Origin of the sequence: Aliiruegeria lutimaris (assembly GCF_900099935.1) — a bacterium.
GTDB classification, from domain to species: domain Bacteria; phylum Pseudomonadota; class Alphaproteobacteria; order Rhodobacterales; family Rhodobacteraceae; genus Tropicimonas; species Tropicimonas lutimaris.
This window is the reverse complement of sequence record NZ_FNEK01000039.1, coordinates 30,266-44,791: the sequence shown is the minus strand read 5'-3', so window position 1 is coordinate 44,791 and position 14,526 is coordinate 30,266. Positions and strand designations below refer to the sequence as shown.

Genomic DNA, 14,526 nt, shown 5'->3' with positions numbered 1-14,526 from the left:
GTCCTGCCCGATGATCTCGGCGAAGAAGGCGCGATGCGGATCGAGCTTTCCCTTGCCTTTGGGACGACCTTGGGGAGCGGCACAGGCACGGCCCGTGCGCCGGATCGAGAGCGCCCATCTGGCCCCTGTTGCTGGCGACAGCTTTAACCGCAACGCTGCCGCGCGCCCGCTTAACCCTACTTCAACCAACTTCTGAAACCGCAGCCGCAGCACGTCCGGCAAAGGTGCTGACATGATCCATCCTCCCAAACAGGATGAATCACAGATCAGGCTTCAACGGAATCCCAACGATTCAGGTTTTTGGCGGTACGCTTTAGCGTCACTTTCGGTTCTGTCGAAATCCCGTCCTTCACATTGGCGTTACCGGATCGGGGTGTCGGCGCATGTTGTTTCGGCCGCAAGGCGGTTGAACAGTCCGGTATCGGCTGGGGGCTGCGCGTTCCTACCCGCCGGTATGGCTCATATGGCGCGGCATCTGTCCGTCCACCTTCTGGCGTGAATAGTCGAAATCATGCCCCTTGGGCTTGAGCCGGATTGCGGCGCGGATGGCCTCGTCGAGCGCCGGCGCGGTGGAGGAACGCAGGGCAGGGCGCAGGTCCGCGCGGTCTTCCTGGCCGAGGCACATATAGAGCTCGCCGGTGCAGGTCAGCCGCACGCGGTTGCAGCTTTCGCAGAAATTATGGGTGAGCGGGGTGATGAAGCCGATCTTCTGGCCTGACTCGTTCAGCCGGATATAGCGCGCCGGGCCACCTGTGTTCTCGGCGAGGTCGGTGGTGGAATAGCGCTCTTCCAGGCGCGCGCGCAGATCCTTGAGCGACCAATATTGGTCCAGCCGGTCCTCGCTGCCCATATCGCCCATCGGCATGACCTCGATAAAGGTCAGGTCCATGTCGCGGGCGGCGCACCATTCGACCATGTCGAAAAGCTCGTCCTCGTTGAACCCCTTGAGGGCAACGGCGTTGATCTTGATCCGCAGACCGGCCGCCTGGGCGGCGTCGATCCCGCGCATCACGGAAGGCAGGCGCCCCCAGCGGGTGATTTGCGCGAATTTCTCCTCGTTCAGCGTATCGAGCGAGATGTTTACCCGCCGCACGCCCAGCCCGGCCAGATCGCCGGCGAATCGATGCAACTGCGAGCCATTGGTTGTCAGCGTCAGTTCATCGAGGGCGCCAGTTTCGAGATGGCGCGACATCGCCTCGAAATAGGTCATGATCCCGCGACGCACCAGCGGCTCGCCACCGGTGATGCGCAGTTTGCGCACGCCAAGCCGGATGAATGCCGTGGAGACGGTGTCGAGTTCCTCCAATGTCAGCAATTCCCGCTTGGGCAGGAAGGTCATGTCTTCGGACATGCAGTAGCTGCAGCGGAAATCGCAGCGGTCCGTGACAGAAACCCGAAGATAACTCACCGGGCGTTGGAAAGGGTCGATAAGCGGCGCATCCATGGCGGGCAGGCTACGCCGAGTGCGCTGGTGGTGCAAGAGCGGCAAAGCCTGTTGCCTGTCGCTGCGTCGGGCGGCAGGGTGTTGGCGAAAGAGAAGCGGCAGGGGAACAGAGATGAACACGCGAAACTGGATCGTGCTTCTCGCGCTCGTGACTGCCGGTTGCGGTGTGGGGGCAAAGCTTCCCATTGGCAAACCGGTTGCGACTGTTGCCGGGACGGATGCCGAGATCGGCACTCAAACCAATGTAAGCGCGCCGGTGCCGGCGTCGGATGCGCAGACGGTCGAGCAGTTGGACACCACGACGGCGCAGGAACGCGCCGCAGCGGCGGCCGCGCCGGCCGTGATCTCCGAAGTGCGCCTCGGCACGACCATCGCCTCGCTCGGCGATCCCACAGATCCCGGTTTCTGGGCCGAAACCGGCCTCGTGGACCAGGTCGTCATGGGACGGTTGGAATATCCCGGCGCGGGCACATCGGTTCAGGTAGAACTGCGCCCTTCCGGCGGCTCGCCGGGATCGGGAACGCGGGTGAGCCTGCCGGCGATGCGGGTCCTGAAGGCGCCGCTGACGGAACTGCCGGAACTCGTCGTCTTTAGCGGCTGATCAGTGCTCTGGCGTCACGCATTTTGATCACAGGTCAGGCCGCCCATCCCTTGAGACAAGAATATCCGCGGCCTGTCGAAGCAGTTTTTTCCCGCTTACCAGTCCCGCGCCTCGCCGTGCAGCGCTGAGAGGGCGCCGCTGATACGGCGATGCAGATCCGTGATGCGGCTGCGTTCTGAATCGGGTGCGCCGCCCGAGCATTCGGGTTTGGCCAGTGCCATGCTCAGCTCGTTGCGGGTTTTTTCCAGCTCTTGCGTGATCGCGCGGATCCGGCCGGTGGAATCGGTAACAATGGACATGGGTGACCTCAGTAAGTCAGTGGAACTGGGATGCGGGCGTCCTGCACGACACGCGCGGTGATGCCGCCAAGGTTGTCCTCGCGGGAATTCGAATGTTCACGGTCAGGAAGCGTCCGGCGGACGCCTTGGGGCAGCATTGGTTCGGCATGGCGCGCGACGAGCTTCTCGCTGTGGCCGGATATTGCGATTGCGCGAAGGGGCAAAGGGGCAGCAGGCGGTTGGCGATCCTGTACCCGGAACGGGTGGCAGGGCCTGTCGCATGTCTGCTCATTCCGGGAAGCGGCGTGGCGTGGCGCAGCGCGGATCCTGCGCTGGCGCCGCCGTCGCGCGAGACGAGAATGTTTGGGCTTCTCATGCCTCTACCTCCTGGACCGCCCGGTTCGAGCGGGAAACACAGACCCGGCTATTGGCCGGTCGCGGGCCCGTCGCATAAACCCGGATGCGTTCCAGTTAAACCCGTCCTTGATGGAAAAATCCACAAGCGCGTTAATTCGGTCCCGGGCCGTGTCGGACCAAACCGGACTCCGCTCCCGCTCGGTGGCCTCCTTCGGGCTCGGCGACCGTGTCGGTGGCGATCCGCGGTTGGTCTCCTTCGCGGTCGGCCGGATTGTTCTTGCGGACCTTTCGCGGCCAGCCGCTCACATCTTCCTGATGCCCGTTGCCGGATGCGAAACCCTCCGCTAGGGTCCCGCGCATGATAGTAGAACTTGGCCATTTCGCCCTCGTCCTCGCCGCGCTTGTCGCGATCGTTCAGATGACCGTCCCGCTCGTGGGCGCCTCCCGCCAATGGCCGGGATGGATGGCCGTGGCCGAGCCTGCGGCCATCGTGCAATTCCTGCTGGTCGCCTTCTCCTTCGGGGCGCTGACCTACGCCTTCGTCACCTCGGATTTCTCGCTGCGGCTGGTGATCCTGAACTCCCACACGGCCAAACCGATGCTCTACAAGGTCTCGGGCGTCTGGGGGAACCACGAGGGCTCGATGCTGCTCTGGGTGCTGATCCTGGCGCTGTTCGGCGCCTGCGCGGCAGTGTTCGGCGGCAATCTGCGGTCCTCGCTCAAGGCGCGGGTGCTGGCCGTTCAGTCGGCAATTTCGGTGGCCTTTTACGGCTTCATCCTGCTCACCTCGAATCCGTTCACCCGGCAAGGCATGCCGGTGCCGATGAACGGCGAGGATCTCAATCCGCTCCTGCAGGATCCTGGCCTCGCCTTCCACCCGCCGTTTCTCTACCTCGGCTATGTGGGCCTCTCCATGGCCTTCTCCTTTGCCATTGCGGCGCTGCTTGAGGGCAAGGTGGACGCCGCCTGGGGGCGTTGGGTGCGGCCCTGGACGCTGGCGGCCTGGCTCTTCCTGACCATCGGCATCGGACTCGGCTCCTGGTGGGCCTATTACGAGCTTGGCTGGGGCGGGTTCTGGTTCTGGGACCCGGTGGAGAACGCCTCCTTCATGCCCTGGCTACTGGCCACCGCGCTGCTGCATTCGGCCATCGTGGTCGAAAAGCGCGAGGCGCTGAAGAGCTGGACCATCTTGCTGGCCATCATGGCCTTCGGCTTCTCGCTGATCGGCACCTTCCTCGTGCGTTCAGGGGTCATCACCTCAGTGCATGCGTTTGCCAATGATCCCGAACGCGGCGTGTTCATCCTGATGATCCTCGCCGTCTTCATGGGTGGCGCGCTCACACTCTACGCCGCCCGCGCCTCCGCGATGGAGGCCAAGGGTGTCTTCGGCATGATCAGCCGCGAAAGCGCGCTGGTGACCAATAATATCCTGCTCGCCGTCGCCTCTTTCGTCGTCTTTGTCGGCACGATCTGGCCACTGGTGGCCGAGATGGCTTTTGGCCGCAAGCTCTCGGTCGGCGCGCCCTTCTTCGATGCCGCCTTCACGCCCTTCATGGTCGCGCTCACCGCGATCCTGCCCGTAGGCGCGATGCTGCCGTGGAAACGCGGAAACCTGAGGCGCACCATGCAGCCGCTCTGGGGCGTGCTGGCGCTTTCCATCGCCGGTGGCGCGCTGGTCTGGGTGATGCAGACGGGCGGCTCCATGCTGGCGCCCGTGGGCTTCGTGCTCGCCACATGGGTGACGCTTGGTTCGCTCGTTGATCTGTGGACGCGCACCGGGCGCGGGGACCTCTCCAGCAAGCTGCGCCGCCTGCGTAGCCTGCCCGGCGGCGACTGGGGCAAGAGCACGGCCCATATCGGCCTGGCGATCACAGTGTTCGGCGTTTCCGGGCTGACGGCCTGGGAATCGGAGGATATCCGTGTGGCCTATGTCGGCGAGCGTTTCGAGCATGCCGGCTACGAGATCGAGCTGCGCGAAGTGCACGATGTCCAGGGGCCGAACTACATCGCCACCACGGCGAGCATGGCGATCTACCGCAATGGCAAGGAAATCGCCGTGCAGCACCCCGAGAAGCGGGTCTACCCGGTGGCTGCGATGCCCACCACGGAGGCCGGGATCGACAACGGGTTCTGGCGCGACATCTATCTGGTCATCGGGGACCGTCAGAGCGATGGCGGCTGGGCCGTGCGGACCTATGTCAAACCCTTCGCCAACTGGATCTGGGCGGGATGCATCGTGATGGGGTTGGGCGGAATCCTGTCGCTCTCCGACCGCCGCTACCGCATCGCCGCAGGTGCCCGCCAACGCAAATCCAACGCCACCGGGGTGCCCGCCGAATGAAACGACTGATCCTTGCCCTGTTGCTGGCGGCCGCGCCGGCGCTCGCGGTGACGCCCGACGAGGTTCTCGACGATCCCGCGCTGGAGGCCCGCGCGCGGGAGATCTCCAAGGAGCTACGCTGCCTTGTCTGCCGTAATGAGAATATCGATGAATCCAATGCCGAACTGGCCTCCGATCTTCGGGTTCTGGTGCGCGAGCGTCTGGTCGAGGGCGACACGGACGAGCAGGTTGTCGATTACGTCGTCGGCCGCTACGGCGAATATGTCCTGCTCAAGCCGACCACGACGGGCGCGAACCTGATCCTCTGGATCACCGGTCCGGCGCTCTTGCTGATCGCGGGCTGGGTGGGCTTCGGCTATGTGCGCGGCCGGCGCAAGGCGCCCGATGCGTCCGCCACCGGGCTCAACGCCGAGGAAGAGGCGCGGCTGAAGGATCTTCTGGAGGAGTGACGCGCGGTTTCGCGTGCAGGGCCCTTTCCTGCGCCGACGCCATGCCTATTGTTCCCGCCGACGAGCGAAAGGGAGACCCAGTTGCATTACGACACGATCCGCTACGCGATCCGCGACGATATCGCCATCGTGACCATGAACCGCACCGAGGTGATGAACGCGCTCAACACCCAGATGCGGGCCGAGATCGCCGATGCGATGAAACAGGCCGCCGGCGAGGCGCGGGTCGCGGTGCTCACCGGCAAGGGGCGCGCCTTCTGCTCCGGGCAGGATCTGGGCGACCGGGCCAATATCGGCAATATCGACCTCGAACGTACCCTGCGCGACGAGTACACGCCGCTGCTGCAATCCATCTATGACAGCCCGATCCCGACCATTGCCGCCGTCAACGGCGCCGCCGCGGGGGCGGGGGCCAACCTCGCGCTCGCCTGTGATGTGGTGATCGCGGCCGAGAGCGCTGTCTTCCTGCAGGCCTTCGCCCGGATCGGCCTGATGCCCGATGCTGGCGGAACCTACTGGTTGCCGCGCCAGATGGGTTTTTCCAAGGCCATGGGCGCCTCGCTCTTTGCCGAGCCGATCACGGCCAAACAGGCCGATGACTGGGGCATGATCTGGGAAGCAGTTCCCGACGAGGGCTTCGCCGATCACTGGTGGCGCCGCGCGTTGCACCTCGCCCAGGGCCCCACCGCCGCCTATGCGCATATCAAGCAGGCCCTTCGCGAAGGCTTCGATAATACGCTGGAAGCGCAGCTTGAACTGGAGGCGCGCCTTCAGGGCGAGTGCGGGCACACCCGTGATTTCAAGGAAGGCGTGGTGGCGTTTCTCGACAAGCGAAAGGCAGCGTTCGAGGGACGCTAAGCGACCACGCCGGACGGGTTTGTCCAGAACGTTCCGGATTTGCGGGTCGGTTTGGCCCTGCGGGTATTCTGGCAGGGCCCCGTTCAAAATCATCCCGTTGAAATGGGAAAATGCCTTCAGACCAGCTTTCGATTGTTCTTGCTGGCGCTCGGAGCCTCTTCCCGCGCCGGCCGGTCCTTGGCAGGGAGTGGACGATGCCGGACATGCGTCTCGACCTCCCGCATCAGATCGCTTGCCTGCGGGGCGTAGGCGAGGTTCTCTGCCTTGGCCTTGAGGAAGTCCACGATATCCGGATTTGCCGCTTCCCAGGTCCTGAACCGGGTTTCGCCTTTCCTGAGGCGAACGGCGCGGTCTTCCTTGGACAGGAACTGGATGGTCGAGCGTTCGACGGGCGACAGGAAGGCCTGGACCATCGCCTCATGTTCGCGCCACGCGCAACAGCGCGCCTCGCCGGCAAGGGCGCCCGTGGCGCTGAAAAACGCGATTGCTTGGTAGAATGCCAGTATGGCTCTGAGGTCGGGCAAGGTGCACTCCGATCGGGAGGCACGGATATGCGCAAGGAGCACGGTTTCCGCGCCTCCTCCCGCTTAGTTTTTTCCTAGGTACCGACGTAGCATGTTGTGAGCGGCTTTGTCTTCCCGAGTTGGTGCCATGCAGCAACGATGTTGCGGGGATGGAACACCGGGATTCCGCAACCAATAGAGAACCCTTGCTCAGAACTTCTCCGGCTGCGCCTCGCGCGCCATGTGGTCGAGCACGGCATTGACGAATTTCGGCTCGCGCCCCTCGGGGAAGAAGGCCTTGGCCACATCCACGTATTCCACGATCACCACTTTCGGCGGCGTCACGGCCTCGACCAATTCCGCCCCGGCCGCACGGAACAGCGCCCGCAAAGTCGGGTCGATCCGCGCGATCGGCCACTTGGCCACCAGCGCGCGGTGGGTCATCTGGTCGATCTTCGCCTGCTCGTTCACCGCCGTGAAGACCAGTTTGCGGAACATCTCCGGATCGGCCTCGGCGAACTCGCCGATATCGTCATAGGTGGCGCCAAAGCGCAGGTCCTTGAACTCCTTGACGACCGACTCGGTCGTCTGCCCGGAGCTTTCCATCTGGAACAGGGCCTGCACGGCATAGAGCCGCGCGGCCGAACGCATCTGTTTCTTGTCGGTCATGCGGTTTTGGACCCATCCGGTTCGCCGGCGAGCAGGATCTCGTCGCGCAGGGGTTTGAAGCCGATTTGTTCCTTCGCGCCGCCGTATTTACGGGTCAACGCGATCAAATGCAGCGCCGCCGCCGCCGCGCCGCCGCCCTTGTTCTGCCCGGCGGCTTCCGCGCGGGCCACGGCCTGGCCGCGGTTCTCCACGGTCAGGATGCCGTTGCCGATACAGGCCCCGTCCAGTCCCAGCAGTTGCAGTGCGCGCGAGCTGTCATTGCAGACCGTGTCGTAATGCGTGGTCTCGCCGCGAATGACACAGCCAAGCGCGACGAAGGCATCGAAATTCGCCTGGCGATAGGCGATGCGGATCGCGGTCGGCACTTCCAGCGCACCGGGCACCTCGACCAACTCCCATTCCCCGCCAGCCTTCTCGATCTCCGCCTTGGCACCGGCAACCAGCTCGTCGGCGATGTCCTTGTAGTAAGGGGCGACAACGATAAGCAGCTTCACGGGCTTGTCGAAGCTCGGTAGCGGAAGCGTGTAGTGGGTCTCGGCTTGAGCCATGGTCTACTCCGTGATCGGGCGGGTGCCGGTGATGGTCAGCCCGTAGGCGTCGAGGCCGACATAACGCGTGGCCGGCGAATTGGTCAGCAGTACCAGCTCGTTCAAACCCAGCTCCGACAGGATCTGCGCGCCAAGCCCGGTATGCTTGACGGTGCGTGGGCCTTCTTCTTCCTCGCGATGCAGCTTGGGCTGCGGCTCGCGGAACAGGCAGACAACACCACGGCCTTCCTTGGCGATAATCTCCATCGCACGCCCCAGCAGGTCGGGCCGGACCACGCCAATGCCCAGCAGGTCGGCCAGCGGGTCGAGCGCATGGGTCCGCACCAACACGGGCTCCGGCGTGGTGATGTCGCCCTTGACCAGCGCCACGTGCTCCGTGCCTTCGGTGCCGTCGGTAAAGATGCGCATTTCCCACTCGCCGCCGAAATGCGAGGTCACGTTGCGGCGCTCGGTCTCCTGCACGAGGTTGTCGTGCCGGCGACGATAGGCGATCAGGTCGGAAATCGTGCCGATCTTGAGCCCGTGTTTCTGGCCGAAAGCGATCAGTTCGGGAAGGCGGGCCATGGTGCCATCGTCACTCATGACTTCGCAGATCACGCCAGAAGGGTTGAGACCGGCAAGCCGGGAGACGTCCACGGCGGCCTCGGTATGGCCGGCCCGCACCAGAACGCCGCCATCGCGTGCGCGCAGCGGGAAGACATGACCGGGCGTGGCGATATCGGCCGCCGTCGCGGCGCTGTCGATGGCCACGGCCACGGAGCGGGCACGGTCGTGGGCCGAGATGCCGGTGGTCACGCCCTCGCGGGCCTCGATCGACACGGTAAAGGCCGTCTCGTGGCGCGAGGAATTGTAGGAAGCCATCAACGGCAGGCCGAGCGCGTCGATGCGCTCGCCGGTCAGCGTCAGGCAGATCAGCCCGCGCCCATGGGTGGCCATGAAGTTGATCGCGTCGGGTGTAGCCATCTGGGCCGGGATGCAGAGATCGCCTTCATTCTCGCGGTCCTCGTGATCGACAAGGATGAACATGCGGCCGTTGCGGGCGTCTTCGATGATCTCCTCGATTGGAGAAATTGCTTCGGCATAGGATTCGGTCAAGGTCGGCTCCCCGGAAAATGTAGGCTCTGGTAGCCCAAGGCGGCGCGCTTTACCAGACAGAGCGCCCCGGAACAAGCAATCCCAAGCCCGACAACCGCGAAAACGGCCCCAATCATCTTTCCGGAAATACTTCGGGGGGCAGCGCCCCCCTGCGACAGATGCCGCAATCACGCCAGGGGTGGTCAGACCGCGCGGCCAAACAGCTCCGCCGTCGCGTCGAAAAAGGCGCGCCGCGTCGCTTCCGGTTCCATCATCACCTCATGTTCCGCCCCGGGGATCTCGATCAACTTCCCCTTCGGCCAAGCCGTCATCTGCCGGCGAATGGCCGGAATGTCGACAATCCGCTCATTGCCCCCCACCCAGGTCAGGCAGGGCAGGTCGGGCGCGGGCATTTCCCGCAGCGCGCGCAGCTCCGTGAAGGCCTCATGCAGCCAGGTCATCGACGGCCCGCCCAGGGCAAGCTCGGGATGGGCGCGAAGCTGTCCGCGCATCCAGTCGAACATCTGCCGGTCGGTCGTCAGAGTGTTATCCTCGAATGGCGCTTCCAGAACATAGGTCTCCGGCTTGGTCGAGGGCGCGAAACTATGCCCGAAACCGGTCGAGTGGCCGAGAGCGGCCAGAATCTGCGCTACGGGACGCAGCATGGCGGGCAGGGCGATGCCCCACATCGGCCCGGTAAAGGCTGCCGCTCGCACAGGCAGCTTGCCGTGCAACGCGCGCAATCCGATGCCGCCACCCATGGAATGGGCAATCAGAAAGAAAGGCGCGGGCAGGGACAACGCCTCGGCTGTCCGCATCAAACCGTCGATGTCGATCTGGTACTCGGAAAACCGTCCCACATGGCCGGTGGCCGGGTCGTCGAGCGGACGGTCCGAAAGGCCCTGGCCGCGCCAGTCCAGGCTCAGGCAGCCATAGCCGCGTGCCTGAAGCTCGGTAGCGGCGGGGCCGTATTTCTCGACATACTCCGTGCGGCCGGTGAACAGCAGCACCGTGCCCCGCGCATCCGCCGGCGGCGGGGCGAGCAGGGCCACGCGCAGGCGCACCCCGTCAGCAGCCGTTACCCAGAAGGCCGAGGCGCCCTCGGGCGCGTCGGCAATGTCATGAAAGAAGGGAGCGCGCTCCATTCCCACTCAGGACAGGACGCTGGCCAGCTGCATGGCAAGGCCCATGTCGCCGTCAACGGTGAGCTTTCCGGACATGAAAGCGCCGGTCGGGTTCAGATCGCCTTCCAGGATCTGCTGGAACACGTCCGCATCGGCGGTCAGCGTCACGTCGGCCTCCTCGTCGCCCGCGCGTACGCCCGCAGCGTCGATCATGATGGTGCCTTCGCCCGACAGCACGAACTTGGCAGAGCCGGCAAGTTCGCCGTCCATACGCTCGCTCAGTGCCGCCACGGCCTTCTCGATAAGTTCACTCACGCGTTATCCTCCAATGATTTTGATCGGCGGCTTGTTGGATTCTCCGGCGATCTCGTTAGACTTCGACCGTTATGATTAGCTATGCACGCTCTCTCAACCGGTTCGTTGCGGCATTTCTTGCCGTTAACGTAATTTCTTTGCCCGCGTTCGGGCAGGCTATGGGATCGGAGGAGGTCGAGCGCCTCCTTGGTGAATTGGCGAAACCCGAACAACCCGGCTGGGTTCAGATAGAGGATAGTATACTTCAGCAATGGGCCAAGTCGGGATCTCCCGCCATGGATCTTTTGCTGCGCCGGGGAACGGCCGCGCTCGAATCGGGTGATCTGGACACGGCTGTGGAACATCTGACGGCGCTGACGGACCATGCGCCCGATTTCGCCGAAGGCTGGAACGCCCGCGCCACGGTCTTTTTCCACATGGGCGAACTCGGCCTCTCGCTGGAAGACATCCGCCAGACGCTCGCGCTCAACCCGAATCATTTCGGCGCGCTGATGGGGCTCGCGGTGATCTTCGAGGAGTTGGGTCACGAGAAGGAAGCACTGGAGGCTTATCGCGCCGTCGAGGCTATACATCCCCACCGCCCTGAATTACACGAAGCCATCGAACGGCTGTCGAAAACCGTCGAGGGCGAGCATCTCTAGGTCGGCCTTGGCAAGAGAGGGGACTTGAGATGTGGCATGAAGGACCCCGGCAGACCCGAACGATCCGTTTCCAGATGAGCGCAGACAAGAGGGGCGTGACCCCGGACAGGGTGCCGACCCCAGCGGTTTGACTGGGGCGCCCTGAGCCCAGCCGATATTCACTCTCGTCCCGAACAGATCGAACATAGACCCCTCCCAGATGCGCCAGACCAACATCACCGCGGTGCTCGGCCCCACCAATACGGGCAAGACGCACTACGCAATCGAGCGGATGCTGGCGCATCGCACCGGTGTGATCGGCCTGCCGCTCAGGCTGCTGGCGCGCGAGGTCTATGACCGGATCGTCAAGCTGCGCGGCCACTCCGTGGTGGCGCTGGTCACCGGCGAGGAGCGGATCGTGCCTCAGCGGGCGCAGTATTGGGTCTGTACGGTCGAGTCGATGCCGACCGATATCGGCGCCGACTTCCTCGCCATCGACGAGATCCAGCTCTGCGCCGATCCCGAGCGCGGCCACGTCTTCACCGACCGGCTGCTGCATGCTCGCGGCCAGCATGAAACCATGTTTCTCGGTGCCGACACGATGCGCGGGGCCATCGCCGCGTTGGTGCCCAAGGCCCATTTCCTGCGCCGCGAGCGCTTCTCGGACCTGACCTATGCCGGCTCCAAGAAGATCTCCCGCATGCCGCCGCGCTCCGCCATCGTCGGTTTCTCGGTCGAGAACGTCTATGCGATCGCGGAGTTGCTGCGTCGGCAGAAGGGCGGGGCGGCGGTGGTCATGGGCGCGCTCTCCCCGCGCACTCGCAACGCCCAGGTCGAACTCTACCAGTCCGGCGAGGTCGATTATCTGGTTGCCACCGACGCCATCGGCATGGGCCTCAATCTCGACATCACCCATGTCGCGCTCTCGGGGTTGCGCAAGTTCGATGGCCGCCGCATGCGCGACCTCACCCCCAACGAACTGGGCCAGATTGCCGGCCGGGCAGGGCGCTACAAGACCCATGGCACCTTCGGCGTCACCGGCGAGGCCCCGCCGCTCGACGAGGAGGTGATCGAGGCAATCGTCAACCACCGCTTCGCGCCGATCCGAAAGCTGCAATGGCGTAACTCGGATCTCGAGTTCGGCACCGTCCCCCGGCTGATTGCCTCGCTTGAGGAGCGCACGGACGACGAACTCCTGACCCGGACACGGGAGGCCGATGACCTGATGGCGCTGAAGGCGCTGACAGCCGAGCCGGAGGTGATCCACCGTGTCCGCAACCCGCGCGGCGTTCGCATGCTCTGGGACGTGTGCCGAATCCCCGATTTCCGTGGCATCAGCCATTCCGAACACGCGAACCTGCTGGGTCGCATCTTCGGTTTTCTGAACGATGTCGGTCGGGTGCCCGATGACTGGATGGCCCGACAGGTCAAACGCATCGATAGAAGTGACGGCGATATTGATACATTGTCCAAAAGACTGGCGTATATCCGCACATGGACGTATGTCGCGCAACGTTCGGGCTGGTTAGATGACGAAATGCATTGGCGCGGGGAAACACGCGCGGTAGAAGACCGCCTGTCGGATGCTCTTCACGGAGCTTTGACTCAAAGATTTGTTGACCGGCGTACGAGCGTCTTGTTGCGGCGGTTGAAGCAGAAGGAGAGCCTTGTGGCCGAGGTGAACGACAAGGGTGAAGTGACGGTTGCCGATCAATTCGTGGGCCGTCTGGAGGGGTTCCGCTTCTCCCAGGACACATCGCAAACGCCGGAAGAGGCGAAGATGCTGCACCAGGCGGCAATGACGGCACTGAGGCCGGAATTCCACCTGCGCGCGGATCGCTTCTACAACGCGCCCGATACCGAGATCGACTTTACCGAGCAGGGCGGGTTGATGTGGGGCGAGCATGCCGTCGGCAAGCTGGTCAAGGGCGGCGATGCGTTCAAACCCGCAGTGCAGGCTTTCGTCGAAGAAGATGCCGGCCATGACGTGATCGAAAAGGTCACCCGCCGCCTGCAGCATTTCATCGACCGCAAGGTGGCAACGCTCTTCGAGCCGCTTCTCAGCATGAGCAAGGATGAAACGCTCACCGGCATGCCGCGTGGCTTCGCGTTCCAGATGCTCGAAGGCTTCGGCGTGTTGCCCCGCGACGGCATCGCGGCGGACGTGAAGGCGCTCGACCAGGAGGCCCGCGGTCTGCTGCGCAAGCATGGCGTGCGTTTCGGTCAGTACACGATCTTCATGCCGCTTCTGCTCAAGCCCGCGCCGACGCGCCTGCGCCTCGTGCTCTGGTCGCTCTGGAACGATCTCGACCATTTCCCCGAGGCGCCGCCGCCGGGACTCGTGACCGTGCCGGTGCCCGAAGGCACCCCGCAGGAACATGCCGCCATGTCCGGCTACCGAATCGCCGGCTCGCGCGCGATCCGCATCGATATGCTGGAACGCCTCGCCGACCAGTTGCGTGGCGAAGACAGCCGCGGCGGCTTCGAGGCAACGCCCGACATGCTGTCGATCACCGGCATGACGCTGGAGCAATTCGCCGAACTGCTGCAAGGGCTTGGCTACCGCGCCGAAAAAGGCGAGCGGGCCAAGGTGAAAGCGGCCGCGCCGGATGCCAAGCCGGAGGAGGCCGAGGCTGCCGACGCGCCAGAGGCCACCGCAGAAGACTCTCCCGCCGAGGTCGAGGACGCAGCGCAAGCCCCTGAAGAGGTGGCTGAAACCCCGGCTGAGGACGCCCCGGTCGAGGAGGTGCCCGTTTCTGCCGATGTACCCGCCGAGGGATTGGCGACCGAGCCGGAAGCCGCTGCGCCTGAAGCGCCGGAATCCGAACCCGTCGCCTCCATGGAAGAGGCTCCCGTCGCCGCAGAGGCAGCCACCGAGGCCGAAGCTGTCACCGAGACAGAGACCGAAGCGGTCGCGGAGGTCGAGCCGGAACTCGAGATCTTCTACACATTCAGCTGGGCTCCCCGCCGCCAGGGCGGCGGTCGCCCGCGCCGCGACCAGCAAGGGCAGGGGCGCGGCCAGCAAGCCGGCGAAGAGCGCCAGGGACATGGCGGCAAGCCCCGCGGCAAAGGCGGCAAGGGCGGCAAGCGCCAGGATGGCAAGGGTGGTGGCGGTCGCGACCGCGATCACCGTGGCGGCAAGGGCGGCGGCAAGCCGCAAGGCGCCAAGACCTACCAGGCTCGCCCGCCGAAAAAGGAAAAGCCGATCGATCCGGACAATCCCTTCGCCGCCGCCCTCATGGGGCTCACGGAGAAGAAGTGACGGCGCGCCACTTGCCGTGCGCCGGACGAGAGGATTTCATCTTTCCCGAAATACCTCGGGGGGAGCGCTCGCAAGAGCGCGGG

14 protein-coding genes and 1 pseudogene are annotated in these 14,526 nt (G+C 64.5%); 6 read left to right on the top strand and 9 right to left on the bottom strand.

Annotated elements, in window-relative coordinates; translation table 11 throughout:
• Both BLR85_RS17310 and moaA read right to left on the bottom strand, forming a co-directional pair.
• Positions 1 to 234: pseudogene (locus BLR85_RS17310) on the bottom strand (transposase); the annotation flags it as partial.
• Between the two features lie 208 nt (positions 235 to 442).
• Positions 443 to 1,444 (bottom strand): GTP 3',8-cyclase MoaA, encoded by a 1,002-nt coding sequence (gene moaA / locus BLR85_RS17305; protein WP_244520764.1) that lies wholly within the window; start codon positions 1,442 to 1,444, stop codon positions 443 to 445.
• 112 nt (positions 1,445 to 1,556) lie between these two features.
• On the opposite strand from moaA, the gene BLR85_RS17300 reads away from it, so the two are divergent.
• Positions 1,557 to 2,045, top strand: a complete 489-nt coding sequence (locus BLR85_RS17300) for a D-galactarate dehydratase (protein ID WP_244520763.1) — start codon at positions 1,557 to 1,559, stop codon at positions 2,043 to 2,045.
• A gap of 95 nt (positions 2,046 to 2,140) precedes the next feature.
• Here the strand turns inward: BLR85_RS17300 and BLR85_RS17295 are convergent, their stop codons facing one another.
• Positions 2,141 to 2,344: a hypothetical protein gene (locus tag BLR85_RS17295; protein ID WP_093159204.1), complete on the bottom strand. Its 204-nt coding sequence runs from the start codon at positions 2,342 to 2,344 to the stop codon at positions 2,141 to 2,143.
• A gap of 694 nt (positions 2,345 to 3,038) precedes the next feature.
• On the opposite strand from BLR85_RS17295, the gene BLR85_RS17285 reads away from it, so the two are divergent.
• The 3 genes from BLR85_RS17285 to BLR85_RS17275 all read left to right on the top strand — a co-directional run bounded on the left by BLR85_RS17285 (position 3,039) and on the right by BLR85_RS17275 (position 6,328).
• On the top strand, positions 3,039 to 5,021 hold the full coding sequence (locus BLR85_RS17285; protein WP_093159195.1) for a heme lyase CcmF/NrfE family subunit: 1,983 nt from the start codon (positions 3,039 to 3,041) through the stop codon (positions 5,019 to 5,021).
• Positions 5,018 to 5,470, top strand: a complete 453-nt coding sequence (locus BLR85_RS17280; RefSeq protein WP_093159190.1) for a cytochrome c-type biogenesis protein — start codon at positions 5,018 to 5,020, stop codon at positions 5,468 to 5,470. Before BLR85_RS17285 ends, BLR85_RS17280 begins: the two co-directional genes overlap by 4 nt.
• Positions 5,471 to 5,551: 81 nt before the next feature.
• Positions 5,552 to 6,328, top strand: coding sequence for an enoyl-CoA hydratase-related protein (locus tag BLR85_RS17275; RefSeq protein ID WP_093159185.1), 777 nt, complete (start codon positions 5,552 to 5,554; stop codon positions 6,326 to 6,328).
• A gap of 116 nt (positions 6,329 to 6,444) precedes the next feature.
• Here the strand turns inward: BLR85_RS17275 and BLR85_RS17270 are convergent, their stop codons facing one another.
• The 6 genes from BLR85_RS17270 to BLR85_RS17245 form a co-directional block, all read right to left on the bottom strand.
• On the bottom strand, positions 6,445 to 6,852 hold the full coding sequence (locus tag BLR85_RS17270; RefSeq protein ID WP_139188435.1) for a hypothetical protein: 408 nt from the start codon (positions 6,850 to 6,852) through the stop codon (positions 6,445 to 6,447).
• Positions 6,853 to 7,041: 189 nt separating this feature from the next.
• Positions 7,042 to 7,500, bottom strand: a complete 459-nt coding sequence (gene nusB / locus BLR85_RS17265) for a transcription antitermination factor NusB (RefSeq protein ID WP_093159175.1) — start codon at positions 7,498 to 7,500, stop codon at positions 7,042 to 7,044.
• A complete protein-coding gene (locus tag BLR85_RS17260) occupies positions 7,497 to 8,048 on the bottom strand; it encodes a 6,7-dimethyl-8-ribityllumazine synthase (RefSeq protein WP_093159170.1) in 552 nt (183 codons plus the stop codon). Before BLR85_RS17260 ends, nusB begins: the two co-directional genes overlap by 4 nt.
• Positions 8,049 to 8,051: 3 nt before the next feature.
• The gene (gene ribB / locus BLR85_RS17255) at positions 8,052 to 9,143 is read right to left on the bottom strand and encodes a 3,4-dihydroxy-2-butanone-4-phosphate synthase (protein ID WP_244520762.1); all 1,092 of its coding nucleotides are present in this window, start codon (positions 9,141 to 9,143) and stop codon (positions 8,052 to 8,054) included.
• 182 nt (positions 9,144 to 9,325) lie between these two features.
• Positions 9,326 to 10,267 (bottom strand): alpha/beta fold hydrolase, encoded by a 942-nt coding sequence (locus BLR85_RS17250; protein ID WP_093159165.1) that lies wholly within the window; start codon positions 10,265 to 10,267, stop codon positions 9,326 to 9,328.
• A gap of 6 nt (positions 10,268 to 10,273) precedes the next feature.
• On the bottom strand, positions 10,274 to 10,561 hold the full coding sequence (locus tag BLR85_RS17245) for an SCP2 sterol-binding domain-containing protein (protein ID WP_093159159.1): 288 nt from the start codon (positions 10,559 to 10,561) through the stop codon (positions 10,274 to 10,276).
• Between the two features lie 275 nt (positions 10,562 to 10,836).
• On the opposite strand from BLR85_RS17245, the gene BLR85_RS17240 reads away from it, so the two are divergent.
• Both BLR85_RS17240 and BLR85_RS17235 read left to right on the top strand, forming a co-directional pair.
• Positions 10,837 to 11,202 carry a tetratricopeptide repeat protein gene (locus BLR85_RS17240; protein WP_244520761.1) on the top strand — a complete coding sequence of 122 codons (366 nt, stop codon included), beginning with the start codon at positions 10,837 to 10,839 and terminating at the stop codon, positions 11,200 to 11,202.
• A gap of 199 nt (positions 11,203 to 11,401) precedes the next feature.
• Positions 11,402 to 14,443 (top strand): helicase-related protein, encoded by a 3,042-nt coding sequence (locus BLR85_RS17235; protein WP_093159150.1) that lies wholly within the window; start codon positions 11,402 to 11,404, stop codon positions 14,441 to 14,443.
• Positions 14,444 to 14,526 lie beyond the last annotated feature (83 nt).